21 protein-coding genes are annotated in these 25922 nt (G+C 57.3%); 13 read left to right on the top strand and 8 right to left on the bottom strand.

All coding sequences use genetic code 11. The features are described 5' to 3' along the window. Nucleotide 1: 1 nt before the first annotated feature. Nucleotides 2-1489, bottom strand: a complete 1488-nt coding sequence (gene hisS, locus ACR0NE_RS08860; protein WP_170594409.1) for a histidine--tRNA ligase — start codon at nucleotides 1487-1489, stop codon at nucleotides 2-4. Nucleotides 1490-1614: 125 nt separating this feature from the next. On the opposite strand from hisS, the gene ACR0NE_RS08855 reads away from it, so the two are divergent. After that, entirely contained in the window at nucleotides 1615-1809 is a 195-nt protein-coding gene (locus ACR0NE_RS08855; protein WP_170594407.1) for a SlyX family protein, read from the top strand. Nucleotides 1810-1819: 10 nt separating this feature from the next. After that, nucleotides 1820-2509, top strand: coding sequence for an imm11 family protein (locus ACR0NE_RS08850; protein ID WP_170594405.1), 690 nt, complete (start codon nucleotides 1820-1822; stop codon nucleotides 2507-2509). A gap of 23 nt (nucleotides 2510-2532) precedes the next feature. Here ACR0NE_RS08850 and ACR0NE_RS08845 read toward each other — a convergent pair whose 3' ends face one another. The 3 genes from ACR0NE_RS08845 to dnaE all read right to left on the bottom strand — a co-directional run bounded on the left by ACR0NE_RS08845 (nucleotide 2533) and on the right by dnaE (nucleotide 6706). Next, nucleotides 2533-2865, bottom strand: a complete 333-nt coding sequence (locus ACR0NE_RS08845) for a hypothetical protein (RefSeq protein ID WP_480459582.1) — start codon at nucleotides 2863-2865, stop codon at nucleotides 2533-2535. Nucleotides 2866-2906: 41 nt separating this feature from the next. After that, nucleotides 2907-3119, bottom strand: coding sequence for a YMGG-like glycine zipper-containing protein (locus ACR0NE_RS08840; RefSeq protein ID WP_170420519.1), 213 nt, complete (start codon nucleotides 3117-3119; stop codon nucleotides 2907-2909). Between the two features lie 86 nt (nucleotides 3120-3205). Beyond that, a complete protein-coding gene (dnaE, locus tag ACR0NE_RS08835; RefSeq protein WP_170594402.1) occupies nucleotides 3206-6706 on the bottom strand; it encodes a DNA polymerase III subunit alpha in 3501 nt (1166 codons plus the stop codon). 341 nt (nucleotides 6707-7047) lie between these two features. Between dnaE and xdhA the strand changes: the two genes are divergently transcribed. The 8 genes from xdhA (at nucleotide 7048) to ACR0NE_RS08795 (ending at nucleotide 17705) form a co-directional block, all read left to right on the top strand. Next, a complete protein-coding gene (gene xdhA / locus ACR0NE_RS08830) occupies nucleotides 7048-8409 on the top strand; it encodes a xanthine dehydrogenase small subunit (protein WP_170594401.1) in 1362 nt (453 codons plus the stop codon). Further along, nucleotides 8406-10808: a xanthine dehydrogenase molybdopterin binding subunit gene (gene xdhB, locus ACR0NE_RS08825; RefSeq protein ID WP_170594400.1), complete on the top strand. Its 2403-nt coding sequence runs from the start codon at nucleotides 8406-8408 to the stop codon at nucleotides 10806-10808. Before xdhA ends, xdhB begins: the two co-directional genes overlap by 4 nt. Continuing rightward, nucleotides 10808-11743, top strand: coding sequence for a xanthine dehydrogenase accessory protein XdhC (gene xdhC, locus ACR0NE_RS08820; RefSeq protein ID WP_170564238.1), 936 nt, complete (start codon nucleotides 10808-10810; stop codon nucleotides 11741-11743). Before xdhB ends, xdhC begins: the two co-directional genes overlap by 1 nt. After that, the gene (locus ACR0NE_RS08815; protein WP_170401928.1) at nucleotides 11740-13257 is read left to right on the top strand and encodes an ABC transporter ATP-binding protein; all 1518 of its coding nucleotides are present in this window, start codon (nucleotides 11740-11742) and stop codon (nucleotides 13255-13257) included. The genes xdhC and ACR0NE_RS08815 overlap by 4 nt, the downstream gene beginning before the upstream one ends. Before the next feature lie 38 nt (nucleotides 13258-13295). Continuing rightward, complete coding sequence (locus ACR0NE_RS08810) at nucleotides 13296-14378, top strand: ABC transporter permease (protein WP_170392492.1); 1083 nt, start codon at nucleotides 13296-13298, stop codon at nucleotides 14376-14378. A 1-nt stretch (nucleotide 14379) separates the two neighbouring features. Next, entirely contained in the window at nucleotides 14380-15300 is a 921-nt protein-coding gene (locus ACR0NE_RS08805; protein ID WP_170392493.1) for an ABC transporter permease, read from the top strand. A 34-nt stretch (nucleotides 15301-15334) separates the two neighbouring features. Next, nucleotides 15335-16408, top strand: coding sequence for a BMP family ABC transporter substrate-binding protein (locus ACR0NE_RS08800; protein WP_170392494.1), 1074 nt, complete (start codon nucleotides 15335-15337; stop codon nucleotides 16406-16408). A 106-nt stretch (nucleotides 16409-16514) separates the two neighbouring features. Continuing rightward, entirely contained in the window at nucleotides 16515-17705 is a 1191-nt protein-coding gene (locus ACR0NE_RS08795; RefSeq protein ID WP_170594399.1) for a S41 family peptidase, read from the top strand. 195 nt (nucleotides 17706-17900) lie between these two features. On the opposite strand, the gene ACR0NE_RS08790 is transcribed toward ACR0NE_RS08795, so the two are convergent. Together ACR0NE_RS08790 and ACR0NE_RS08785 are read right to left on the bottom strand one after the other, a co-directional pair. Next, nucleotides 17901-19133 carry an HlyD family secretion protein gene (locus ACR0NE_RS08790; RefSeq protein ID WP_170392496.1) on the bottom strand — a complete coding sequence of 411 codons (1233 nt, stop codon included), beginning with the start codon at nucleotides 19131-19133 and terminating at the stop codon, nucleotides 17901-17903. Nucleotides 19134-19136: 3 nt separating this feature from the next. Then, nucleotides 19137-19547 carry a hypothetical protein gene (locus ACR0NE_RS08785; RefSeq protein WP_170595262.1) on the bottom strand — a complete coding sequence of 137 codons (411 nt, stop codon included), beginning with the start codon at nucleotides 19545-19547 and terminating at the stop codon, nucleotides 19137-19139. 203 nt (nucleotides 19548-19750) lie between these two features. Here ACR0NE_RS08785 and ACR0NE_RS08780 point away from each other — a divergent pair, with 203 nt between their 5' ends. The 3 genes from ACR0NE_RS08780 to ACR0NE_RS08770 all read left to right on the top strand — a co-directional run bounded on the left by ACR0NE_RS08780 (nucleotide 19751) and on the right by ACR0NE_RS08770 (nucleotide 21876). Beyond that, nucleotides 19751-20812 (top strand): NAD(P)/FAD-dependent oxidoreductase, encoded by a 1062-nt coding sequence (locus ACR0NE_RS08780; RefSeq protein ID WP_170594398.1) that lies wholly within the window; start codon nucleotides 19751-19753, stop codon nucleotides 20810-20812. Between the two features lie 2 nt (nucleotides 20813-20814). Beyond that, nucleotides 20815-21468 carry a DUF938 domain-containing protein gene (locus ACR0NE_RS08775; RefSeq protein ID WP_170594397.1) on the top strand — a complete coding sequence of 218 codons (654 nt, stop codon included), beginning with the start codon at nucleotides 20815-20817 and terminating at the stop codon, nucleotides 21466-21468. 72 nt (nucleotides 21469-21540) lie between these two features. After that, nucleotides 21541-21876, top strand: a complete 336-nt coding sequence (locus ACR0NE_RS08770) for a carboxymuconolactone decarboxylase family protein (RefSeq protein ID WP_170594396.1) — start codon at nucleotides 21541-21543, stop codon at nucleotides 21874-21876. A gap of 69 nt (nucleotides 21877-21945) precedes the next feature. Here the strand turns inward: ACR0NE_RS08770 and ACR0NE_RS08765 are convergent, their stop codons facing one another. Together ACR0NE_RS08765 and ACR0NE_RS08760 are read right to left on the bottom strand one after the other, a co-directional pair. Then, nucleotides 21946-24453 (bottom strand): GcvT family protein, encoded by a 2508-nt coding sequence (locus ACR0NE_RS08765; protein WP_170594395.1) that lies wholly within the window; start codon nucleotides 24451-24453, stop codon nucleotides 21946-21948. Nucleotides 24454-24593: 140 nt separating this feature from the next. Continuing rightward, nucleotides 24594-25922, bottom strand: coding sequence for a hypothetical protein (locus ACR0NE_RS08760; RefSeq protein WP_170594394.1), 1329 nt, complete (start codon nucleotides 25920-25922; stop codon nucleotides 24594-24596).

The raw sequence follows: 25922 nt of genomic DNA, 5'->3' as shown, positions 1-25922 counted from the left end.
GTCAGTCCTGATTGTCCAGAATCTCGCGCACCTTAGCGACCAGATCGCCGCGGGGCACTTCGAACTGGCTGGGCCGTTCTTTCCATTCCTCAAGCGTGGCGCTTTCGGCAATCTTGGCGCCAAGGATCAGGTCCTTGATCTGTACGATCCCATTTGCCTTTTCGTCACCGCCTTCGATCACCGCAATTGGAGAGTTCCGCTTGTCCGCATATTTCAGTTGGTTGCCAAAGTTCTTGGGGTTGCCCAAGTAGACCTCGGCCCGGATTCCGGCATTGCGCAGTTCCGCCACCATCGCCTGGTAGTCCGCCATGCGATCGCGGTCCATCACGGTCACAACCACTGGGCCGGTGGCCTGCGCCGCGATCCGCCCCTTTTCGCGCAAAGCGGCCAGCAATCGGTCAACACCGATGGAGATGCCGGTCGCAGGTACTTCCTGTCCGGTAAACCGCTTGACCAGATCATCATAGCGACCACCACCCGAGACCGACCCGAATTGCCGCTTGCGGCCCTTCTCGTCGTATATTTCGAAGGTCAGTTCGGCCTCATAGACCGGCCCGGTGTAATAGCCGAGGCCACGCACGACCGAAGGATCAATCTCGATCCGGTCCGAACCATACCCGCCTGCATCCAGCAGCGCACCAATCTGCTCCAACTCAGCGATCCCATCCGCACCGATCTCGCTGTCACCCACGGCGGCACGCAGGTTGGCCAGCGTTCCGGCGATATCTGCAGCTTTAGAAGTCAGGAAGGCAATCACCGGCTCGGCCTGATCACCGCTAAGACCAACACCATCGATAAAAGCGCCAGAGGCATCCAATCGGCCTTTGGTCAAAAGCTCACGCACACCAGCCTCGCCCACCTTGTCGAACTTGTCGATCGTGCGCAGAACATTATCTCGGGCGGCGGCGTCTTCACCCAAACCCATCGCTTCGAGCACACCATTCAGAACCTTACGGTTGTTGACCCGCACCAGATAGTCACCGCGCGGGATTCCAACGGTTTCCAGCGTGTCCGACAGCATAGCGCAAATCTCGGCATCCGCAGCCATTGAGGCCGTGCCCACCGTATCCGCATCGCACTGATAAAACTGACGATACCGCCCCGGCCCCGGCTTCTCGTTCCGCCAGACCGGACCCATCGCATAGCGGCGATAAGGCGTCGGCAGATCGTTGCGGTGCTGCGCATAGACACGGGCCAAAGGCGCAGTCAGGTCATAGCGCAGGGCCATCCAGTCGCCATTGCCGCCTTCGTCAAATTCCTGCCATGCAAATACGCCCTCGTTCGGGCGGTCCACGTCGGGCAGGAACTTGCCCAACGCCTCAACCGTTTCAACCGCGCTGCTTTCCAAGGCATCGAACCCGTAACGATGATAGACACCCGCAATCGTCCGCAGCATCTCGGTGCGCTGCGTGACTTCCTCGCCGAAATAGTCGCGGAACCCTTTCGGCGTTACGGCCTTGGGGCGGGGCTGTTTCTTGGGCTTGGCCATGTGGGGCGTCCTTGGGATTTAGTGTTCCGCGCGCGGTCTATCCCATGGCCCGCATCGGAGCAAGGCGGGGTTTCTCTGGCCAGGGCGTCACAGGGTCGCTATGAGACGCCTACAAGGAGAGCCCCATGCAGCATCTGGAAGAGCAGATCGCCCATCTGACCCGCACGGTCGAAGAGCTGAACTTGGTCGTCACAAACCAACAGAACGAGATCGACCGCCTGACCCGCCGCGTCGAGATGTTGCTGCAGCGTGAAGCAGAACGCGCGCAGGAAGGTTCAGGCGGAGTTGTGTTCGGAGACGAACGCCCGCCGCATTACTGAGGGCAAGCTGATGGCGAGTGAGGACAGCAACGCGCAATGCGTGTGGATTGCCACGACGGTGAACAACATCAACGTCATCTCAGCGGTAATCCGAAAGGAATACACCCCTCAATGGCGTGAAAGGCAGTCGCCCGAGGATGTTGAGTGGTCCAAGCGAATGGTTCAGGAATCTGACTTGGGCTGGAAACGCGGTGAGCTGCTGACCAAAGAGCAAATTGGTAGTCTGTGGTACTACAACTCAAAAGCCGAATACTACACTGCGCCGTTTATCAGCGGCGGTGGCTATCCTCTGGTTTCAGAAGCGGCCAAATCCGTTCTGGATCAGTTCGATCTGGGGGGCACGGTATTTCATCCGCTGACGTTGATGGATTCGACTGAAAACCACCTGACCACGTCCGAGCGGTATTATTTTCTGAACGTGTGCAACAAGCGATCCATGCGCAACTACGATGTTTTGGGGCCAGAGGGCGATATCCGTTCACCGCTGGACAACATCGGCAAGGGAATCTGCTACCTTCCTAGAAGCAATCAGGAATCTAAACTGGTAGTCATACCTGAAGCGCTTGGTGGACCGGACATCTGGCTGGACCCGAAAGTTCCGAACCTTCTCTTTTTGTCCGACCGTCTCGTCTTAGGCCTGAAAGACGCCCAAATGGACAGAGGCTGGGGCCTTGTGCGTTGTCCAGTGGGCAGGCTTTAGCGCTCGCAAGACCAAGCGCTCGCTTACAACCCCAGCGTCGACTTCACTGCATTGTCGACCACCCCGCCCAGAAGGGCGTTCTTATCTGCGGCACAACCTTCAGACAGCGCGGCGATGAAGGCTTCGCGCAGTTGGGCCTTTTCCTCGTCAGAGGCTGCATGATCCTCGATATTAATCTGGCGGTTGTAAAGTGACAGGGCCGTCATCTTTCCTACGACTTCGACAACAAAGGCTTCGTCCCCGTCGGCCTCTTCGGCGATCGAGGCGCATGTATAGTGCATCATAGGCAGGACGTCTTGCACCATCTGCTCAGCAGCCTCATCCGCGAAAGCAAACGTCGGAAGAACAAACAGCATGGCGCAGAAGGAAGATTTGATGGGATTTTTCAACATCATGATCACTTCCAGTTATGTCCGATAATCGCACCGGCCACCCCACCGACCGCAGCCCCTTTACCATCGCCTACCAGCGCGCCAACGCCCGCGCCGACCAAGGCCCCGGTAAGAGTGTTTTTCTTCTTTTTGTCGTCTGCATGTACCGCAGTGGCCAATGCCAGTGAACATGCCGCGGCGAGTGTAAATATCCTTAAAACATTGCCTGAACTTGCCATTTCGGAACCCTCCTGTGAAATGACCTTTGAGGATGTTCACCCAGCCTAGCGGGGTCCATCGCGTGTGGCAACATTACGGTTCGGGATCAGATTTCTTCGATCTCCGATATCCCCTCGAGCGACTTCAGCGCGCCTTTGATTTCTGGGTTGATCGGAAATTCCCGGCCCAGATCCATCTCGACCTCGCCTGGCAGTCCGGGATCGAATAGGCAAACATAAACAGGTCCCTTGGCCACCCTTTTGGCTGAAGCCTCTGCGCCTTCCAGTACCGTGGCCATGTTCGGCAAAACCTTCGAATCCTCGACAAACACACGCAAACCCGTCGCACCCGCATCGGCCACAACTGTATCAACCGGACCAACGGAACGGCCCAGCAGTTTCAGCTGATCGGCCTCCATGGTCGCTTCGGCCGTCAGTACCACCTGTGCGCCGGTTTCCAGAAACTCTCGGGATTTCTCCAGTGTTTCCGAGAATAACGTGACCTCGAATGCCCCAGTCGGATCAGAGAGCTGCGCAAAAGCAAACCGATTGCCACGCGCTGATTTCCTTTCCTGCCGACCTGCAACGACTCCGGCCATCTTAGCGATAAATGGTCCAGAGCGCGCCTTTTCAGTCACCTGGTCCAGTGTCAGCACCTGTTTGCGCTTCAGGGCCGGCATATAGTCATCCAGCGGATGGCCAGACAGGTAGAATCCGATGGACTTGAATTCCTCGCTTAGGCGTTCGGCAGGTAGCCAATCAGGCGAAGGGGACAGACGCGGTTCGGGCAGGTCATCGCCTGCCTCGCCAAACAGGGAAACTTGGTTGGAATTCTTCTGCTCGTGAATCGCCGCCGAATACTGAACCAACGGATCAAGGCTTTCAAACACACGGCGACGATTTTTATCGAGCTCGTCAAAGGCACCGGCGCGAGCCAGCATCTCAAGCGGGCGTTTGCCGACCTTCTTCAGGTCAACACGGCGGGCGAAGTCGAACAGGTTTACGAAAGGCTTTTCGCCACGCCCCTCAACCACAAGATTCATTGCCTCGACGCCTACGTTCTTGAGCGCGCCCAGCGCATAGACCAAATGCCCATCGGCCACATCAAAGGTCGCTTGGGATCGATTTACGCACGGCGGAACATAGGGCAGCTGCAGCCCCTTGCGGACTTCCTCAAAATCGATCGCGAGCTTGTCGGTCAGATGGATATCGCAGTTCATGACACCTGCCATGAACTCGACCGGGTGGTTCGCCTTTAGCCAGCCGGTTTGATAGCTGACCACCGCATAGGCGGCGGCGTGGGATTTGTTGAAGCCATAGTTGGCGAACTTGTCCAGCAGGTTCCAGACTTCGGTCGCCTTGGCCTCATCCACATTGTTTTCGGCAGCACCTTTGAGGAACTTGGGCCGCTCTGCATCCATCGCCTCCTGAATTTTCTTACCCATCGCGCGGCGCAGCAAGTCCGCGCCCCCAAGGCTGTAACCCGCCATTTCCTGCGCGATCTGCATCACCTGTTCCTGATAGACGATGATGCCCTGCGTCTCATCCAAGATATGGTCGATGGACGGGTGCAGCGTGTCGCGTTCGCTAAGCTTGTTCTTGACTTCGCAGAACTTGGGGATGTTCTCCATCGGGCCGGGTCGATAAAGCGCGACGAGGGCGATGATATCCTCGATACAATCCGGCTTCATCCGCTTGAGCGCATCCATCATGCCCGAGGATTCAACCTGGAACACCGCCACCGTCTTGGCCGCCGAATAGAGTTTGTACGTCGCCTCGTCATCCAGCGGGATGGCGTTGATCTGATTTATTGCCCCTTCGGCGGGTTCATAGAGTTCCGTGCCATCGGGAGCTATGTGAAGGTCACGGCCTGACTTAAAGATCAAATCCATCGCGTTCTGGATCACGGTCAGTGTTTTCAGACCCAGGAAATCGAACTTTACAAGCCCGGCCTGTTCAACCCATTTCATGTTGAATTGGGTCGCAGGCATGTCCGAACGCGGGTCCTGGTATATTGGAACCAGTGCATCCAGCGGCCGGTCTCCGATCACCACGCCGGCAGCGTGTGTCGAGGCGTTGCGCAGCAGCCCCTCGACTTGCTGGCCATATGTGAGCAGACGGTCCACGACCTCTTCATTGCGTGCCTCTTCCCGCAGGCGCGGCTCATCCTTCAGCGCCTTTTCGATGGAAACGGGTTTGACGCCTTCGACTGGGATCATCTTGGACAGGCGATCAACCTGCCCGTATGGCATCTGCAATACACGCCCAATATCGCGCACAGCCGCCTTCGACAGCAAGGCACCGAAGGTGATGATCTGCCCCACTTTGTCGCGCCCGTATTTCTGCTGCACGTAGCGGATAACCTCTTCACGGCGATCCATGCAGAAGTCGATATCGAAGTCGGGCATAGAAACCCGCTCGGGGTTCAGAAACCGTTCAAACAGAAGCGAATACCGCAGCGGATCAAGGTCGGTAATCGTCAGCGCATAAGCCACCAGTGATCCCGCACCCGAGCCTCGCCCCGGACCCACCGGAATGTCATGATCCTTTGCCCATTGGATAAAGTCGGCAACGATCAGGAAATAGCCTGGGAAGCCCATCCCTTCGATGATGCCAAGTTCGAAATCCAGCCGTTCCTGATATTCTTCAGGTGTCACGGCGTGCGGGATCACGGCCAGACGTTTTTGCAGACCCTCGTTGGCGATGCGACGCAGTTCGGCGACCTCATCATCTGCAAACTTCGGCAGGATCGGGTCGCGGCGATAAGCCATGAAGGCGCAGCGTTGCGCGATTTCAACCGTATTCTCGACGGCTTCGGGCAGATCGGCGAACAGCGTCACCATCTCCTGCTGAGACTTGAAATAGTGCTGCGCGGTCAGACGTCGGCGACCGTCCTGCTGGTCGACATAAGCCCCCTCGGCGATACAGATCAGCGCGTCGTGGGCCTCGTACATGTCCGAAGTCGGAAAATAGACGTCATTGGTGGCCACCAGCGGCAGGTTCTTGTCATACGCCATCTCGACATGACCGCGCTCGGTCAAGCGCTCGGCCTCAGGTTGGCCTCCTTCGCCAGGGTGACGCTGCAACTCAACATAAAGGCGATCCGGGAAAATCGCGGACAAACGATCCACCAAAGCCTCGGCAGCAGGGCGCTGACCTTGCTGTAACAGCAACCCTACGGGCCCGTCTGGACCGCCGGTTAAGCAGATCAAATCATCTGATCGTTCCGCCAATTCGTCCAAAGTGACCTGCGGCAATTGCCCGCTTTTGTCTACATACAGGCAGGAACTGAGCTTCATCAGATTCTCATATCCCACCTCGGATTGTGCCAGCAGCACCAGCGGCGCGGGTGCTTTGGGCTTTTCTCCCGGCTGCGCCTGAACGTAACTGAGATCGACCTGACAGCCCATGATCGGTTGCACACCTGCCCCGCTGGCGGTGACCGAAAACTCTAAGGCCGAGAACATTGAATTGGTATCCGTCACCGCGACGGCGGGCATCTCCATCTTCAGGCACAGGTCCGGCAGCTTCTTCAGCCGCACGGCACCTTCCAGCAACGAATATTCAGTGTGAACGCGGAGGTGAATGAATCGGGGGGAACTGCTCATACAGGCTAAGCTATCTCAGCCAGCGACGTTGCAAAAGCGGGAACCGGCACATCGAATGCCGAAAAAATCATCGGTGATTATTCGGCTTTTTCAGAAGGTGCTTCGGGCGCAGGAACGCACACCTTCCCAAAAAGTGTTTATTTTCAATTTATTAAGTTTCACACATACACGACAATCATGGGCCGCTCGGGTGCAATGGTGTATCATATAGGCAGTTTTTCTTGCCAGATAAGGTGCGCTGTTTCTAACATCTGACGGCAAGCTACCGCCCGCCACTCTTTCTACGTCGCATCGAAGGAGGGCCGAACGGGCGCAACCGGGTAACGCGACGGGTTTCTCGAATGAACATCACGTTTCTTCTGAACGGAGAGACAGTGGAGCTGCCGGATGTCGATCCGACGGCCACCCTACTGGACTGGCTGCGTGAAGATCGCGGTCTGACAGGCACCAAAGAAGGCTGCAACGAAGGCGATTGCGGCGCGTGCACGGTCATGGTGACGGACGAAGAGGGTGCAAAAGCTCTGAACTCCTGCATCCTGTTCTTGCCCCAGCTGCATGGCAAAGCGGTTCGTACAGTCGAAGGGGCAAGCGGCCCGGATGGCGAAGCACATCCCGTTCAACAGGCAATGGTTGACCTGCACGGTTCGCAATGCGGTTTTTGCACTCCGGGTTTTGTCATGTCGATGGTCGCCAGTCATGCGACAGGCGCCACGGATCATGACACCCAGCTTGCCGGAAACCTGTGCCGCTGCACTGGCTATGCACCGATTATTCGCGCCGCGAAAGCGGTCGAGGACCGTCCCGTGCCAGTCTGGGTCAAAGACAAGCCATTCGCATCTTCTGCTGCGTCGCGCATGCTGCCTGAATCTTCCGATGAACTGGCAGCTGTTTATGCTGAAAACCCGGATGCCACACTGGTTGCCGGAGCAACAGATGTCGGCCTGTGGGTGACAAAGCAACTGCGCGATCTGGATCCAGTAATCTTCCTCAACCGTTGCGATGATCTCAAGCAAATCACCATCACCGACGATGAAATTCGCTTTGGCGCAATGGTCGACATGAATCGGATGGGTGAGGCTCTGGCCGATCTTCACCCCTCTTACGCCGAAATGATCCGCCGCTACGCCAGTGTTCAGGTGCGCCATGCTGCAACGGTGGGCGGCAACATCGCCAATGGCTCGCCCATTGGGGACAACCCGCCTGCGCTGATTGCTCTGGACGCAACCCTTCATCTGCGCAAAGGCGACACCCGCCGGTCCCTTCCGCTGGAAGAGTTCTTTATCGACTATGGCAAACAGGACCGCGTTCCCGGTGAATTCGTCGAAGCTGTCAGTTTCCCACGTCAGCTGGATCGCCTGAAGGCCTATAAACTCAGCAAGCGGTTCGATCAGGACATCTCGGCCGTCTGCGGGTGTTTCAACATCACCGTCTCGGGCGGCATCGTCACGCAGGCGCGCATCGCGTTCGGCGGCATGGCCGGCATCCCGAAACGGGCAACCCATGTCGAGGCCGCATTGGTCGGTAAACCTTGGGCGCGCGAGACGATTGACGCCGCGCTGCCTGCCTTTGCTGACGATTATTCACCACTCACGGACATGCGCGCCTCGGCCACCTATCGACTGGAAACCGCCAAAGCGATGCTCGAAAGATACTTCCTGGAAGATCAGGGCGAAGTGACCAATGTGCTGGAGGTATCGGCATGAGCGTGACCAAACCCCTCCCCCACGACGCAGCACCGCTGCACGTTTCAGGAACCGCGCGGTATGTGGACGATATCCCAACACCCAGGGACAGTTTGCATCTGGCTTTTGGCCTCAGCCCGATTGCCAAAGGCAAGATCACCGCAATGGACTTATCTGCGGTGAAGGCTGCCGAGGGCGTCGTGATGGTTATGGCTGCGGATGATCTGCCCTTCGCCAACGACGTATCGCCTTCGATCCATGATGAACCTCTACTGTCGGACGGCACGGTTCACTATATCGGCCAGCCTGTGTTTCTGGTCATCGCCAGCAGCCATCTGGCCGCCCGCAAGGCGGCCCGTTTGGGCAAGATCGACTACGCCGAGGAAACCCCGATCCTAACCGTCGAAGAGGCTCTGGCCGCCGACAGTCGGTTCGAAGACGGCCCGCGCATCTATGCCAAAGGCAATGCTGATGCGGCTATTGCAGGATCCGCCCATGTGATCGAAGGGTCATTCGAGCTTGGCGGGCAGGAGCATTTCTATCTGGAAGGTCAGGCCGCTTTAGCCGTGCCGAATGAAAGCGCGGATATGCTGGTTCACAGCTCGACCCAGCACCCGACTGAGATCCAACACAAGGTGGCTGATGCGTTGGGCGTTCCGATGCACGCCGTCAGGGTCGAGACGCGCCGTATGGGCGGCGGTTTTGGCGGCAAGGAAAGCCAGGGCAATGCGCTGGCCGTTGCTTGCGCGGTCGCCGCTCGCGCAACTGGCAAGGCGTGCAAGATGCGCTATGACCGCGACGATGATATGACAATCACCGGCAAACGCCACGCGTTCCGCATCGCCTATAAGGCCGGATTTGACGAGAACGGCCATATTCAGGGCGTCTCGTTCCACCACTACGCCATCTGCGGCTGGGCACAGGACTTGTCCCTGCCCGTCGCCGACCGCGCGATGCTGCATTCGGACAATGCCTATCTGTTGCCAAATGCACGGATCGAAAGCCACCGGCTGAAGACCAACACCCAATCCGCCACCGCTTATCGCGGCTTCGGCGGCCCGCAGGGCATGGTTGGCATCGAACGCGTGATGGACCACGCTGCGTATGAGCTGGGTCTGGACCCGGTGGAACTGCGCCGCCGAAACTACTACGAACCGGCCCATGCGATTGCCGAGATCACGCCGTCCGAGAAGCCTTTGGGTCATCCCGACCCGCATGAGGACCTGACGAGCCGCGGCGCGGTCGAAACCGGGGACGCCCCCGTGCGCCCTCTGCCCGCTGGTGGCAATACCACACCCTACGGAATGGAGGTCAGCGATTTCGAATTGCACGGGATGACTCAGGCCCTACTGAAATCCAGCGATTACGAAACGCGCAAGGCCGCCATTGCGAAATGGAACGCCGAGAATCGTGTGATCAAGAAGGGCATCGCCTTCTCTCCGGTCAAGTTCGGGATTTCCTTCACGCTGACCCACCTGAATCAGGCAGGCGCTTTGGTGCATGTGTATCAGGATGGCTCGGTCCATCTGAACCACGGCGGCACCGAGATGGGTCAAGGCCTGTTCCAGAAGGTCGCGCAGGTGGCGGCTTCGCGCTTTGGCATCCCCCTGGAGATGGTCAAAATCACCGCCACGGATACGGCCAAGGTACCGAACACTTCGGCCACGGCAGCATCCTCGGGCAGTGACCTGAATGGTATGGCCGTGAAGGCGGCCTGCGATACGATCCGCGATCGAATGGCGGACTATCTGGCCGAGCGGCATCAGGCCGATCCGTCGACTGTCACCTTCTCTGATGGCCATGTTTCGGTTGGCGCAGAACGCTACACCTTCGCTGAAGCTGCGGCGCTGGTCTATCAGGGTCGGATCAGCCTGTCGGCGACCGGTTTCTACAAGACACCCAAGATCGAATGGGACCGGATCGCCGGACGAGGCCGTCCGTTCTTCTACTTCGCCTACGGAGCGTCGGTCACTGAAGTGGCCGTCGACACTCTGACTGGTGAGAACCGCATTCTGCGCACCGATATCCTGCATGATGCCGGTGCTTCGTTGAACCCGGCGTTGGATATCGGGCAGGTCGAAGGCGGTTATGTGCAAGGCGCGGGCTGGCTAACGACCGAGGAACTGGTCTGGGACGGCACGGGCAACCTGCGCACACACGCACCCTCGACCTACAAGATCCCCGCCTGCTCAGATCGACCCGACGTATTCAACGTCGCACTCTGGAATGCCGAAAACCGTGAGGACACGATCTATCGTTCGAAAGCGGTGGGCGAACCTCCGTTCATGCTCGGGATTTCAGCATGGCTGGCCCTGTCGAATGCGGTCGCGGCCTGTGGAGAGGTCTACCCCGCTCTTGATGCACCAGCCACGGCTGAAGAGGTTTGGCGCGGCGTCCAAAAGATGAAGGGAGGCATCTGATGGGATTTGACTTGGAGGCTTTGAGGGAGGCGGTCAAAACCCACGGAACAGTGGTCCGGGTGGTCATCGCCGGCATCAAAGGGTCGTCTCCACGTGAAGTGGGGGCCGCGATGCTAGTCTGGAAGGACGGGCAAAGTGGCACCATCGGTGGAGGCACGTTGGAGTATCAGGCAACTGAAGCTGCGCGATCCCAAACCACCGCCACCCGACTAACGCATCACGCTCTTGGCCCCGACATGGGGCAATGCTGCGGCGGTGCAGTTTCATTGCTGAGTGAAGTATTTGATCATGAAGCGCTGAATGCACTGGACGATACCGTCATCGCGCGTTCGGCCTCGGGCGGAGAGATGCCGCTATCGGTCAAACGTCGGCTGGCGGCAGCGCGAGGACAGGGTGTCGCGCCCGAGCCCCAACTGATCGAAGGTTGGATGGTCGAACCCGTTCACAAACCGACGCGTAATCTGTGGATCTGGGGCGCAGGCCATGTAGGCCGGGCGCTGGTGGACGTTTTGTCCCCCCTACCCGATCTGGCAATCACCTGGGTCGATACCGGACCCGAGCGGTTTCCCGATGTGGTTCCAACCGGTGTAACCCCGGTTCCGACCGCAAAACCCGCCGAGCTGGTTCGCCACGCGCCAACCGATGCCGAGCATCTGGTGCTGACCTATTCGCACAATCTGGATCTGGAACTGTGCAACCGGCTGCTTTCGCACAATTTCCTCTTTGCGGGGCTTATCGGCTCGGCTACGAAATGGGCGCGATTCCGGTCGCGACTTGCAGCCCTTGGGCATCCGCCCGAGCGGATCAGCCGGATCACCTGTCCGATCGGCGATCCGGGCTTGGGCAAACACCCGCAGATGATCGCCGTTGGCGTGGCAGCGCAACTGTTACGCCCCGCCCGACAGAACGAATTGAAGAAGGACCTGAGCGCGTGACCACTCCACTTCTGAGCTTGCAAGGGCTGACCAAAGCCTATCCCGGCGTCGTGGCCAATGATCAGGTGTCCTTTGACATCGGTGAAGGCGAAGTTCACGCGCTGCTGGGCGAGAACGGCGCAGGCAAATCCACGCTTGTCAAAATGATCTATGGGCTGGTGAAGCCCGACAGCGGCTCAATGCTGCTGCGGGGGCAGTCCTATGCACCGCCTGAACCGCGCGCCGCCCGTGCGGACGGGATCGCGATGGTGTTCCAGCATTTTTCGCTATTCGATGCGTTGAACGTCGCCGAGAATATCGCTCTGGGGATGGAGAACCCGCCCCCAATGGGTGATCTGGCCTCGCGTATCCGCGAAGTATCCGAAACCTACGGCTTGCCCTTGGATCCTTTCCGTACGGTGGGTGATCTGTCTGCGGGTGAGCGTCAGCGGGTCGAAATCATCCGCTGCTTACTGCAGGACCCAAAGTTGCTGATCATGGACGAGCCGACCTCGGTTCTGACGCCGCAAGAGGTTGAAATCCTTTTCAAAACGCTGAACAAATTGCGCTCGGAAGGGACATCGATCCTGTATATCTCGCACAAGCTGGAAGAGATTCGAACGCTATGCGACCACGCCACGATTCTGCGGCTGGGTAAGAATGTGGGCGAATGTGTACCAGCTGAAACCTCAGCGCGCGATATGGCTGAGATGATGGTGGGCTCGACCCTGCAGACACCTGAACGTTCCGGCCGGGAGTTCGGTGACGTTGCACTGGATGTCAGCGGATTGTCAGTGCCGTCGCCGTCGGAATTCGGAACCGCGCTTCGCAACGTCCACATGACCGTCCGCAAGGGCGAGGTTCTGGGGATCGGGGGTGTCGCGGGGAACGGTCAGGATGAATTGCTGGGTGTGCTTTCTGGCGAAATTCCGACCACCGCAGATGCGATCAAATTCAGCGGTCAACCCATCGGCAAACTCGGCCCGACCGCGCGGCGTAAGCTGGGCGTGTTGACCGCGCCCGAAGAACGGCTGGGCCACGCGGCTGCCCCTGATATGAGCCTGACCGAAAACGCTCTGCTGACTGGGTCGGTCCGCGAGGGGCTGGAGAATAACGGCTTTCTGAAGTGGTCCGAGACCAAGAGCTTTGCCGAAAAGATCATTAGCGCGTTTGACGTGCGTACGCCGGGTCCTGAAAATGCCGCCCGGTCGCTGTCGGGCGGGAACCTGCAGAAGTTCGTGATTGGTCGCGAAGTGCTGCAAAACCCGGATGTTCTGGTCGTGAACCAGCCGACTTGGGGCGTGGATGCAGCGGCGGCGGCCTCGATCCGGCAGGCCATTCTGGATCTGGCGGCCAAGGGAACTGCGGTCATCTGTATCTCGCAAGACCTCGATGAACTGATGGAAATCTCAGACAGTTTCGCCGCCTTGAACGAAGGACGACTAAGCGCCCCGCGTGAAACTACGGGTCTGACGGTCGATGAGATCGGCCTGATGATGGGCGGCGCGCATGGCATGGAGGTGGCCCATGTCTAAACAGTTAAAAGAAAAGAGAAACGCGGGGGTATGAGCAAATGATAGTGTTGGAGAAACGGCCTCAGCCGTCCAAGGCGTGGTCTTATGCCACCCCTCTGGTCGCAGTCCTGGCGACGATGGTTTTTGGTGGCATCCTGTTCGCCATTCTGGGCAAAAACCCCGTCGAGGCTATTGGAACCATTTTCTGGGAACCCCTGTTTGGCGAGTTCGCCTTCTATTATCGGCCGCAATTGCTGGTTAAGGGCGCGCCCCTGGTTTTGATCGCCATCGGCCTGTCTTTAGGCTTCCGCGCCGGTATCTGGAATATCGGGGCCGAGGGTCAGTACATTATGGGGGCCATTTTCGGTGCGGGTGCTGGTCTGGCATTCTATCCGCTGGATGCATTCTACATCTTTCCGATCATGGTGATTGCAGGCGCGTTTGGCGGCTGGCTATGGGCAATGATCCCAGCCTTCCTGAAAGTGCGCTTCGGTACCAATGAAATCCTTGTGTCGCTGATGTTGGTCTATGTGGCCGAACAGATGCTGGCCTCGGTCTCGCTAGGCCTGCTGAAGAATCCCGAGGGGTTCGGCTTTCCCGGTTCGCGCAATCTGCAATCCTACGACAGCGCGTATAATGCCGAGCTGATTGCGGGTTCAGGCATGCACTGGGGCGTAGTCACTGCCCTGATCGCTGTTATCTTTGCATATGTCTTGCTGAACCGGCACATGCTGGGCTTCCACATCCGCCTGACAGGTGAGGCCCCGCGTGCGGCGAAGTTCGCCGGTGTAAACCCTGCCCGCCTGATCTTGTTCTGTCTGGGTCTGGCCGGCGCGCTGGCCGGTCTTGCGGGGATGTTCGAAGTCTCGGGCCCTGCAGGCGTGGTCAGTATCGATTTCAACGTCGGTTACGGCTTTACCGCGATCATCGTGGCTTTCCTTGGCCGTTTGCATCCGGTGGGCATCCTGCTGGCCGGAGGTCTGATGGCGTTGACTTATATTGGTGGTGAAATCGCCCAATCTCAGCTGGGTCTGCCCGCCGCAGCCATTCAGGTATTCCAGGGGATGCTTCTGTTCTTCCTGCTGGCATTCGATCTTCTGACAAACTACCGCATCCGTGCGGCCCGTAGCGAGGTAGCGTGATATGGACCTTGGTGAAATTAACCCCGTCCTTCTGGTCGCCTCGCTAATGGTGGCCGCAACCCCACTTTTGTTGGCCGCAATCGGAGAATTGGTGGTCGAAAAAGCAGGCGTCCTGAACCTCGGTGTCGAGGGCATGATGATCGTGGGCGCAATCAGCGGCTTCGCAATCTCAGTCGAGACCGGTTCGCCCTGGCTGGGCTTTATTGCGGCAGCAATCGGTGGCGCGGTGCTATCGCTGTTGTTTGTGCTGCTGACGCAGGTGGCGCTGGCCAATCAAGTTGCCAGTGGCCTGGCCCTAACATTGTTCGGCCTCGGGTTCAGCGCGCTGATGGGGCAGAGCTACGTAGGAATCAAGCCGCCCAGCATGGGTGAAATCCATATCCCGGTGATCAGCGATATCCCTGTTATTGGACCAATCCTGTTTCAGCACGACCCGATCCTCTACGTCGGAATTGCCCTGACGGCCGCCGTCTGGGCCACGCTGAAATACACACGCATCGGCCTGATATTGCGCGCCGTTGGCGAGAACCACGATGCGGCGCATGCGCTGGGCTACAAGGTCATCAAGATTCGCATCATGGCGATCCTGTTTGGTGGTGCTTGCGCTGGCTTGGGCGGCGCCTACATCAGCCTGATCCGCGTGCCGCAGTGGACCGAGGGCATGACTGCCGGTGTCGGCTGGATTGCCTTGGCGCTGGTGGTTTTTGCCAGCTGGAAACCATGGCGTGTCTTGCTGGGCGCCTATTTGTTCGGCGGCATCACTGTGTTGCAGCTTAATTTGCAGGCAGCGGGCGTTGCCATTCCTGTCGAGTATCTGGCAATGTCGCCCTACATCATCACGATCCTTGTGCTTGTGATCCTTTCGGCCGACAAGAGCAGCGCACCTGCCGCATTGGGCCGGACCTTCCATGCCTCGCACTAAGCGAGGCCAACTGAACCAACTTGGGGAGTAACACATGAAATTCACTACACTTTTGGCAAGCGCCGCAATGGCGCTGGGTCTGGCCTCGGGGGCCATGGCCCAAGACAAGACTAAAGTCGGCTTCGTCTATGTCGGCCCAGTGGGCGACGGCGGCTGGACCTATGAGCACAACAAGGGCCGTCTGGCCGTGGAAGAGCACTTTGGCGACAAGGTTGAAACCGTGTTCGTCGAGTCGGTGCCTGAGGGCCCGGATGCAGAACGCGTGATGACCCAGATGGCGCTGGAAGGAGCGGACCTGATCTTCACCACCTCGTTCGGCTACATGGATCCGACCATCAATGTCGCGAAGAAATTCCCGGATGTGAAATTCGAGCACGCAACCGGCTACAAGACAGCCGACAACGTCTCGGTCTACTCGGCCCGTTTTTATGAAGGTCGCGCAGTCCAAGGCCACATCGCCGGTAAAATGACGGAATCGAATATCATCGGCTACATCGGGTCCTACCCTATCCCTGAAGTGATCCGTGGTATCAACTCAGCCTATATCCACGCCAAGAAGGTGAATCCGGATGTCGAGTTCAAGATCGTCTGGGCCTACACTTGGTTCGATCCTGCGAAAGAAGCTGACGCCGCCACAGTTCTGATCGAACAGGGCGCGGACGTGATCCTGCAGCACACTGACTCGACTGCACCGCAGGCAGCCGCGCAAGAGGCAGGAAACGTTGTCACCTTTGGCCAGGCCTCCGACATGAGCGAATACGCACCCTTCCCGCGTGTGTCTTCAATCATCGACGATTGGGCTCCCTACTACATCGCGCGGACCCAGGCCGTGATGGACGGAACATGGGAAAGTGCCAACACTTGGGATGGCATCCGGGAAGGCATGGTAGCAATTGGTGAGATTTCGGACGCCGTTCCGGCTGATGTTAAAGAAGAAGCACTGGCGTTGAAAGCCGCGATGGCAGCCGGTGAATACCACCCCTTTACTGGCCCGCTGAAAAAGCAGGACGGCAGTGACTGGCTGGCCGAAGGCGAGACCGCCGATGACGGTACGCTGGCGGGCATGAATTTCTACGTTGAGGGGCTGGAAGGCGAAATCCCGCAGTAGAAACTGACCCGGAAACTAACAACAAGGCCCGCATGTTTTTGCGGGCCTTTTTAGTCGCCCTGAGCCCAATCTGGACATTGACGAGTGGCTATGCGCATCGTGAAACATGTCGCTCACGGAAGACCTGAACCAAATTCTAGAAACTGCCCTGCCGACCGATCCCAGTTTTCGACAGATCGAAAAGGCCGTGATTGACGACTGTATTGGTGAAACCCGGCAATATGCCTCAGAGGGCTCTGTCGAAGCCTTCCTTTTGTCAGCGATGCGTTTATTGGCACTTCCCGGCAATGGGCACACACGGCTGATCCCGAATGATGCGATCGCGGTGCTACCGCTGAGATTCGTGAGCGTTGGACGTTCCGTTCAATTCATCGACGCGGCGCCAGAGATAGCCGCACCGCGAGGAGAGTTGATAGCGGTCAACGGCTCAGCTTTGAGCCAGATTGAAGCCACTGCAGAGAAATTTCTGGCGGGAACGTGCCAAAGGAAACGGGTCATCGGCCCGATTCTACTGGCTTGGCCGTACGCTTTGGCACGTTTGGGTTTTTCGTCAAACGGCGGCACGACCGAGTTCCGTGTGCAGGACGAAAATGGGCGGATAGCCAATCTGAAAGTGGCCAATGAACATACAGTTCCTGGATCGATGCTCTATCCGAGAAACGAGCACGGCAAGGCTGATCCAGCCTGGGAACCCGAGATATTTGTAGAGATAGAGGACTGGCAAGAGCTAGGGCTATCAATAGCGTTACCAAGCTTCTTTGATCCGAAGGAAAATGCGCTGCCTAAAGCCATCTCAGCCGCGGTGGAATGCGTGCGCGCATCCTCGAACAAAACACTACTAATTGATGTTCGCGGAAACACTGGTGGCGACTTTCTTCTAACGATGCCCTTGATCGACGCGATCTCAGAAAGCGCAAACAAGCAGGTTGTTATGCTTGTCGATAAATTCACGTTTTCCGCAGCGATAGTGTTTGTAGCCATCCTCAAACATCGATTGGGAAACAGGCTCAAACTCATTGGTGAGGAAATGGGTGATGCGCTGACGTTCTTTGCCGAGGGCGGATTGCTCGAATTGTCGACCAGTGGAGCGGTCGTTCGATACTCATCAGCCTTTCACGACTGGAAGAATGGAACGACTGACGATACCACGCCGCCCGAAATCGCAAGAAAAATCGTACCTGCGGGATCACTGAACTTGGATTTGGAATGGGTCGAAAGACCTGCAGGTGAGGATGCACCAACCGATCTCCATCAACGAGTTCTCAAAAGCATGAGCAAATCGCTAAACAGCCGCTAAGTCCGCATAGCTGCATTCAAAGAAAGCAAATGCTGCACGCACGGCGAAGGTCTACTTGGTGGCCAGTCTTATTGGAGACCCAACACCATCGGCCCGTGGGCAATATTAGCCACGAGCGTTTTGATACCCAGCTGTCGTCGGGTCAGGACTTCAAGCGATTGAATCGCCGCAATGGTTAGGTTCTAGGGCGTGAAATTAGTGTCCGCCCAGCACCAGAGTGTTCACTGGCATCAGGATCAGTCGCAGGCGCAGGCCTGCCGCATGAACGACGCCAATCGTGTCTACCACATGCAGGAACGATTTTTCCCAGAAGCCGAGGCTCTCATCCTCCAGCTTTGCATGATTATCCGTATAGATATTCGCCAGACAGTTGCTGCCTGGAGGCACATCATCGGCCATGCTTTTGTAGAGCGGTTCAAGGTAGACAAGGATCGAACCCGGATTGGTGTTGCTCTGCACGTCCCGCAACTCATCAGATGGCCTGATCTGCCCTGATGGGATCACATCCTGCACCTCGACGACAACCACCGGGATAACGGTAAAGGGCTTGGTCATGCAGCCCAATTCGCCAATCATACCCGGTTTGACCACCTGGGCCGAAAGCTGACTGAACGCCGCCTGGAATCGGTCATGTCCGGAGGAGGATGGCACCAGAATACCCGCCGGGCGCAGCAAAGGGCTGACATAGTCGCCGACCTGAAGCCCGAATTGTTCAACCCTGCCCGTCACTCCAGCGTTGACCACAGTCTTGTCCAACTCGGTCAATGCCGCATCCAGCTGCGCATTGGCACTGGCAAGTTGGGCCGGGATCAGCTCTTCGATCTGTTGTACAACCGCTGCGCGCTTTGAGACGGCTGCTTTGACCTGCGCTTCACGCTCGGCAACCAGATTTTCCAACCGATCAATCTCGGCCAAGCGCACCGCGCTGGATCCCTCGTCACGTAGGGTGGTATTGCGTTCCAGATCCTCGAGCGACTGATCCAGAGCTGCGCGCGCGCCTGCAATCCCGGCCTCAGCCTCGGCCAGATCGGTTTCCGCCACCTTCAACGAGGCTTGAACCTGAGCAATCTGGGCATGCGCTGCTTCGACCTGCGCGGTTTGCGTGAAGTCTTCGATCCGGAAAATCGGCTGTCCAGCTGTCACCTGCTCATTGTTGCGCACGTAGACTTCGGAAACGCGCCCCCCTAGCTGCGGAAGAATCGTTACCGTCCGGAAGTAGGAAGCCGCTGTTTTGCTGGACGGGTGAAAATAGAACAGCGTTGTGATAACGGTTAGCGCCAAAATAGCGCAAGTCGTCAGCCCCCAGCGCAACTCGTACCACATGGTGAACAGCGTGATCTCGTGTCCGATCCGTTTGCCCTGCACAAAGCGGCGAAACAGATAGTCAGGAAGCACGGTAATCAGGGCGCACAGCATCGTCTCGATCATTGTTCAGTGCCCCTGTGCTGCCGGTTCGGAGGGTTTGGATTGTTCGGGCTCAATTTCCAGCTCAGGAGGGGGTGAAGCGTGTTCTTTGTCCTGCCCAGGCGCCAAAGATCGGATGGCATCGGCAATCGAGCGCAGCGGTGCCGCGAAATCAGGGAACTGGAACCCAGCCACAAGGATGGCGGCAACCCAGAAAAGGCCGTTATGCGTAAACAAAGCCAAAAGCGCCAGAATCCCAACCAATTGGAATTGCGGGTGATTGGTTTCATGCGCCATTTTTTCCGGGATCGAATGCAACGTGAAGTAGGCAACCCCGATCAGCACGACCATCCCGACGGTAAAAAACAACATGAAGGTGAAGAGGAAGTCGCTACCATCTGCCTGTGTCACATATGACGGAATGTGCCCCGTTGCCATCGGGTGAATATCTGCCGCGTTCACGTCCGCCTCCGAATCTTTTGTTGTTTGCACTAAAAGCAGGCTGGCCGCCTACGATCAAGTTTCCATTGCGGTGGGCTTGTGTCTTTTCGTTTGGCAGTACGCGTGCCATGGTCCGCCAATGTCGCCAGTCAACTTACCACCGCCTCGATCACTTGGCGGCCGGAAACGGAACAAAACGCATGATTGATTTTCTGATAATCGGTGGCGGTGTCGCCGGGCTAAGCGCAGGTGCGCGCCTGTCAGAGCACGGCACAGTCACGGTGTTAGAGGCCGAGGACGGATTAGGATATCATACTTCGGGTCGTTCAGCTGCCCTGTTCGAAAAGGGTTACGGTCCAAACTCGGTCAAGGCATTGAACGAGGCAAGTGCTGCGTTCTTTGAAACAAATGCGTACCTCACACCACGCGGCCTGATGCTGATTGGCGGAAGGGATCAACAGGCGCTGTTTCAAAAAGACGCCCAAGATCTTGGTGTGCAAGAGATTTCGCCGGAAGATGCCATCGGACACATTCCTGTCCTGAATGCTGAAACTGTCGGTTATGCAGCCATAAGTAATAGCGCATATGATATCGATACAGATCGCGTCCTGCAGGACTTTGCGCGAACCGTCCGCAAGAATGGCGGTTCAGTCCTGACCCGTCAGAGGGTCAGCAGCATCCGCAAATCGGTTCATTGGACCGTCGAAACCTCAGAATCCTTTGAGGTACGCAATCTGGTAAATGCCGCCGGAGCCTGGGTCGATGAGGTGGCGCAGATGGCAGGAATCTCCCCCATCGGGATCACACCTTACCGTCGATCGATTGCGCGCATCCCCGCACCGGGCGGACATGACCTGCGAAACTGGCCAATGATGCTGGGCGCAGGCGAGAGCTGGTACGCCAAACCTGATGCGGGCAAGCTACTGGTCTCGCCTTGCGAGGCGGACCCAACCACACCCCATGACGCTTACGCCGATGACATGATTCTCGCAGAAGGACTGGCACGATACGAAGCGATGGTTACTGAAACTGTAACTCGGGTAGAAACCAATTGGGCGGGGTTACGTAGTTTTGTTGCCGATGGCACGCTGGTCCTCGGACCTGATCCAACCGATCCATCGTTTATCTGGTCGGCAGCACAGGGAGGGTATGGGTTTCAGACCGCTCCTGCTGCCTCGCAACTTGTGGCGGATCTTGTGACTGGCGCGTCGCCGCGCCTTGATGCGGCGATTGTGAAAGCGCTGACACCCGGTAGGCTGTAACGATGACAAAACGCAAACTGCCCTCAAATGCCAGCGTCGCCACCGAGAGCGACGGCAGCAAACTCGTCGCCCCAGCCGCCAGCCGAAACACGGTTGTGCTGTGCGATCTTCTGGCACGGGTCGCTCCGTCATCAGGACAGGCCCTGGAACTGGCCAGTGGAACCGGACAACACATTTCGGCCTTTGCCCAGCGGATGCCCGGGTTGCATTGGCAACCCAGCGAAGTCACCTCCGAACGGCGCGCCAGCATCGATGCGTACACCAAGGGTTTACCAAATACCGCCGCAGCCGTTCATCTGGATGCAACTGCGGAGGGTTGGCACAAAACAATGGCGCAGCAAGATTTGGTTTTACTGGTCAACCTCTTGCACCTGATCAGTTTGCCCGAGGCTGAAACCCTCATTGCCGAAGCAGCGTGCGCTCTGAAAACGGATGGGCGTTTGGTGCTTTATGGCCCTTTCAAACGTGACGGACACCTGACAAGCGATGGCGACCAGCGATTTCACGACGCACTGGTCCAACAAGACCCTGAGATCGGGTACAAAGACGACACACATATATTGTCTATGTTAAAGGACAACGCCCTCGAATTGGTCGAAATCGTAAAGATGCCTGCGAACAACTTGGCATTTGTCGCCCAAAAAACTGGAATCTGATCAGGATCAAAGTCTGCTTTGCTCTTCATCATTCATATGCAGATTATCATATGTATCAAGAAGGACGTTATAATGAGCTGGCAGGATTCACTGAACGAAACGCGCAAAAGCTTGCGTAACCTTAACGGAGCCATTCCTGATACGGCGCGTGCCTTCGGGGCGCTGGGAAAATCTGTCAAGGAAGGCGGGACGCTGGACTACAAAACCAAAGAGTTCATCGCGTTAGGCATGTCAATCGCAGTACGGTGTGAGCCTTGCATTACCCTGCATTCCGAGGCGTTGGCCAAGGCGGGAGCCACCCGCGATGAGGTTTCGGACGTTCTGGCAATGGCCATCCAGATGGGCGGTGGGCCGTCCATGATGTACGCCGCCAAGTCACTAGACTGCTTTGATGAATTGAGCGCATGAAAAAAGCCCACCGAGAGCGGGCTTTTGGTAGGCGGTGCTACGTGAGTACCGCCTTATTTCTAAAAAGCGTCAGCCGTCCTTGCGGATGACCTCGTTCTTCGGATCATACGGGCTGTCACAAGTGACGACCGCATCCCACAGCTTGTCCTGCATTTTGACCTGCAGCTTGGTGCCTTCGACCGCCAGCTCAGGCTTCACATACCCCATGCCGATGGATTTCTCGAACGCCACCGAGTACCCGCCCGAGGTCAAACGACCCACGCGCTCACCTTCCGGCGTGTACAGCGCCTCGCGGCCCCAGGGGTCGGCATCGTCCGGTCCGTCGATCAGCAGAGTGCAGCACTTCACGCGCACGCCGGTCTCTTCCAGCTTGGCTTTGCCATAAAAGTCTTTCGACAGATCAACAAAGCGCGGCAGGTCAGCTTCCAGCGGGGTCGCGTCGCGGCCCAGTTCGGTGCCGAAGGCGCGATAGGATTTCTCCTGGCGCAGCCAGTTTTGGGCGCGGGCACCAACCAGTTTCATGCCGTGCTTTTCACCGGCCTTCTCCAGCAGGTCGAACAGATAGTTCTGCATCTCGATCGGGTGGTGCAGTTCCCAACCCAGCTCACCGGTATAGGCCACGCGGATCGCGTTCACTGGGCACATGCCCAGTTCAATCTGACGCGCCGACAACCATGGGAAGCGTTTGTTGGACAGTGCGGTTTCCGGATCGGCGTCCTTGATGATCTCTTTCAGAACGTCACGCGACTTGGGTCCAGCGATCGCGAAGACGCCCCACTGGGTGGTCGCGTCCTGGATTTCGATGTAGCCGAACTCCTCCATCTTGTCCTCGGCCGCCTTGCGCAGGTAATCGGCGTCGTACTCGGTCCAGGCACCGGCAGAGACGATGTAGTAATTGTTCTCGCCATTGCGGACGATGGTGTATTCGGTGCGGGTGGTGCCGTGCGCGGTCAGCGCGTAGGTCAGGTTGATGCGACCGACCTTGGGCAGCTTGTTGCAGGTGAACCAATCCAGGAATTGGGTCGCACCGGGGCCTTTGACGACATGCTTGGTGAAGGCCGACGCATCGATCAGGCCAACGCCTTCTCGGATCGCTTTGGCTTCTTCGACGGCATACTGCCACCAACCACCGCGGCGGAAGCTGCGGCTTTCTTTGTCAAAGTTGTCCGGAGCGTCCAGTGGTCCGAAGTAGTTCGGACGTTCCCAACCGTTGACCCAGCCGAACTGTGCGCCACGCGCTTTCTGACGGTCATAAGCCGGAACGGTACGCAGCGGTCGGCAAGCTTCACGCTCTTCATCCGGGTGGTGCAAGATGTAGACGTGCTCATAGCACTCTTCGTTCTTGCGCGCCGCGAATTCGGTGGTCATCCAGCTGGACGAGTACCGCTTGGGGTCCAGCGAAGCCATGTCGATCTCGGCTTCGCCATCGACCATCATCTGAGCCAGATAATAACCGGTGCCGCCCGCAGCGGTGATGCCAAAACTGAAGCCTTCAGCAAGCCACATGTTGCGCAGCCCCGGAGCGGGACCAACCAGCGGGTTGCCATCAGGTGTGTAGCAGATCGGGCCGTTGAAATCGTCTTTCAAACCGGACTCAGCGCAGGAAGGCACGCGTTCGGCCATCGCCATGTACTGATCGGCGATCCGATCCAGATCCAGCGGGAACAGGTCGGCGCGGAAGCTGTCCGGCACGCCGTGTTCGAACTGCGCAGGAGCGCCATGTTCGTAGATACCCAGAATCCAGCCGCCACGTTCTTCACGCGCATAGGACTCGTTGTCGGCATCACGCACAACTGGATGCTCGGGGTTGCCTGCTTCGCGCCATTTGACCAGCTCAGGGTCTTTGTCCATGACGATGAAGGTATGCTCGACCGGGATTGCGGGCATCTTGATGCCCAGCATTTTGGCGGTCCGCTGTGCGTGGTTGCCCGACGCGGTCACGACATGTTCGGCGGTGATCACAACCTGCTCATCTGACGGAATGAGGTTGCCGCCCTTTTCGACCATCTTAGTGCAGGTGACTTCCCAGTGAGTACCGTTCCAGTGGAACGCATCGGCCTGCATCTTGCGAACGATGTCGACACCGCGCTGACGCGCACCTTTGGCCATCGCCTGGGTCACGTCGGCAGGGTTAATGTAGCCGTCTTCAGTGTGATAGATCGCGCCTTTCAAGTCCGAAGTTTCGATCAGAGGCCAACGTTCCTTGATTTGCTCGGGCGTCAGCCACTCATATGCAACATCACAAGTCTCCGCTGTGGACGCATAGAGCATGTATTCATCCATACGCTCTTGTGTCTGTGCCATACGCAGGTTTCCGACTACGGCGAAGCCTGCATTCAGGCCGGTTTCTTCCTCTAGTGTCTTGTAGAAATCGACTGAGTACTTGTGGATGTGGGTCGTGGCATACGACATGTTAAACAACGGCAACAGGCCCGCTGCGTGCCAGGTGGAACCGGAAGTCAGTTCGTCCCGCTCGATCAGCATCACATCATCCCAGCCCGCTTTGGCAAGGTGATAGGCAATCGAGGTCCCGACGGCGCCGCCGCCAACGACCAGTGCTTTGACTTGGGTTTTCATAGCCGGGTGTCTCCCCTTGAATTCAGTTGACACCATATGGCGCATTTGAGGGGCTCGACGCGACATTCATCCGACCAGTGATATAAGAAAAGCGACCTGAGCGTTGCACCAGGTCGCTTTCCAACAGTCGATCTGACGTGTTATCCGCCCCCCAATTTGCACCTTTTGAACGTTCCGGTGGTTGCGCAATCAATGCCCGTTCCGGAACCGCCTCGGTTTACCCGCACGGCAGTTTCTGCTTCGGAATCAGAACTACCAAAGGCTGACAACAATCCGGACAGGAAGCCTTCATTTTCGTCTACAGATGCGACTTCTTCAGAGGTTTCCTGATCTTTGAATTTGGCGAACAAATTTCCAAAGAAACCCTCGTCATCTCTGTCTGCCTGCTGCATCTCGTCTTCAAGCAAATCTGTCAGTCCTTTGCGGTATCCGACCTGGACCAAATCATCCGCAGATTCGATTCTGTTCGCGGTCAAGTCGAAGGTGTCTGCCGGCAAACCGTATTGCGCGGCCAAAGTATTTGCGACAAGAGACAACCCATCAATGTTTTCTAGCTTCAAACGCGCCAGCTCGCTGCGAAGCTTGACAAACTCGCCGCGCAAGGCGGCCATGTTTGTCGCCAGTTCACTTTCTCGTTCAGCATCAAAAACGGTATCGTTGCCGACGCCAGGCACTTGCTTTTGAAGCAGTGCGTTCAATCCGTCATAATCCAGTCGATCCAGAAACGCTCGCAGCATAGGCGCTGGTGCATCGGAATAGACTTGTAAACGAATTTCTTCGCCCAGTCCGATTGTAGCCTTGTAGATTTCAAACCGAGGTTCGACCTCAAGGTCCGTCAGGCTCGCCGTGATCATTGACCAAAACTTTCGATCTTTCACTGTGACGGGTTTGTATCGGCTGTTTTCAAACCTGAAATACGCAGCACCACCAATTATGCCGAATGGAGTGTAGCCACTCGATCCTGCGCCCAACCCTTCGACAGACCTGACGATGTTGCCAGTCAGTGTATTGGATTTAGCGTCTTTCCTGAGTTTCGCCTGTAGCCAGACCGTATGCTCGCCGCTTTCGTAGACCCAACTAGAATTATCGAGTTTTCTGGCCAGTTGTTCGGTCTCTTGCACAGCAACTCTTTTTGCAATTGGACGAGCAGCTTCACTTATTCCGTCCTGCAAAACACCTTCTCGGGCATCGCGTGTAAAATCTGCATCCACGATCGAACGACGCACCCATCCTTCGCCCGAATCCGGCAGGTACGGCTTGGCCCCCTCACGCCAACGCTTCTGCCTTTCGCGTTCAACTTCTTCCGCGGCTAGCTCCGCCTGATACAAGTTGAACCGCTGATTAATCGTGTCGACATATCCGTTGAAGGACAACCTGCCTTCGACTTTCTTATCCTGCTGATAATAATCCAGACCTACGACAACCACGACGGCAATCAGCAAAAACCCAATGAAACGCAACGCGCCCAT

This window comes from Ruegeria sp. C9 (assembly GCF_056537585.1).
Note: the sequence above shows the minus strand (reverse complement) of the source record. Positions and strands in the feature narration are given on the sequence as shown.

Excerpts from the sequence above, each read along its gene's own strand:
- hisS (WP_170594409.1), bottom strand. The coding sequence starts at position 1,489 with ATGGCCAAGCCCAAGAAACAGCCCCGCCCCAAGGCCGTAACGCCGAAA.
- ACR0NE_RS08855 (WP_170594407.1), top strand. The coding sequence starts at position 1,615 with ATGCAGCATCTGGAAGAGCAGATCGCCCATCTGACCCGCACGGTCGAA.
- ACR0NE_RS08850 (WP_170594405.1), top strand. The coding sequence starts at position 1,820 with ATGGCGAGTGAGGACAGCAACGCGCAATGCGTGTGGATTGCCACGACG.
- ACR0NE_RS08845 (WP_480459582.1), bottom strand. The coding sequence starts at position 2,865 with ATGCTGTTTGTTCTTCCGACGTTTGCTTTCGCGGATGAGGCTGCTGAG.
- ACR0NE_RS08840 (WP_170420519.1), bottom strand. The coding sequence starts at position 3,119 with ATGGCAAGTTCAGGCAATGTTTTAAGGATATTTACACTCGCCGCGGCA.
- dnaE (WP_170594402.1), bottom strand. The coding sequence starts at position 6,706 with ATGAGCAGTTCCCCCCGATTCATTCACCTCCGCGTTCACACTGAATAT.
- xdhA (WP_170594401.1), top strand. The coding sequence starts at position 7,048 with ATGAACATCACGTTTCTTCTGAACGGAGAGACAGTGGAGCTGCCGGAT.
- xdhB (WP_170594400.1), top strand. The coding sequence starts at position 8,406 with ATGAGCGTGACCAAACCCCTCCCCCACGACGCAGCACCGCTGCACGTT.
- xdhC (WP_170564238.1), top strand. The coding sequence starts at position 10,808 with ATGGGATTTGACTTGGAGGCTTTGAGGGAGGCGGTCAAAACCCACGGA.
- ACR0NE_RS08810 (WP_170392492.1), top strand. The coding sequence starts at position 13,296 with ATGATAGTGTTGGAGAAACGGCCTCAGCCGTCCAAGGCGTGGTCTTAT.
- ACR0NE_RS08805 (WP_170392493.1), top strand. The coding sequence starts at position 14,380 with ATGGACCTTGGTGAAATTAACCCCGTCCTTCTGGTCGCCTCGCTAATG.
- ACR0NE_RS08800 (WP_170392494.1), top strand. The coding sequence starts at position 15,335 with ATGAAATTCACTACACTTTTGGCAAGCGCCGCAATGGCGCTGGGTCTG.
- ACR0NE_RS08795 (WP_170594399.1), top strand. The coding sequence starts at position 16,515 with ATGTCGCTCACGGAAGACCTGAACCAAATTCTAGAAACTGCCCTGCCG.
- ACR0NE_RS08790 (WP_170392496.1), bottom strand. The coding sequence starts at position 19,133 with ATGATCGAGACGATGCTGTGCGCCCTGATTACCGTGCTTCCTGACTAT.
- ACR0NE_RS08785 (WP_170595262.1), bottom strand. The coding sequence starts at position 19,547 with ATGGCAACGGGGCACATTCCGTCATATGTGACACAGGCAGATGGTAGC.
- ACR0NE_RS08780 (WP_170594398.1), top strand. The coding sequence starts at position 19,751 with ATGATTGATTTTCTGATAATCGGTGGCGGTGTCGCCGGGCTAAGCGCA.
- ACR0NE_RS08775 (WP_170594397.1), top strand. The coding sequence starts at position 20,815 with ATGACAAAACGCAAACTGCCCTCAAATGCCAGCGTCGCCACCGAGAGC.
- ACR0NE_RS08770 (WP_170594396.1), top strand. The coding sequence starts at position 21,541 with ATGAGCTGGCAGGATTCACTGAACGAAACGCGCAAAAGCTTGCGTAAC.
- ACR0NE_RS08765 (WP_170594395.1), bottom strand. The coding sequence starts at position 24,453 with ATGAAAACCCAAGTCAAAGCACTGGTCGTTGGCGGCGGCGCCGTCGGG.
- ACR0NE_RS08760 (WP_170594394.1), bottom strand. The coding sequence starts at position 25,922 with ATGGGCGCGTTGCGTTTCATTGGGTTTTTGCTGATTGCCGTCGTGGTT.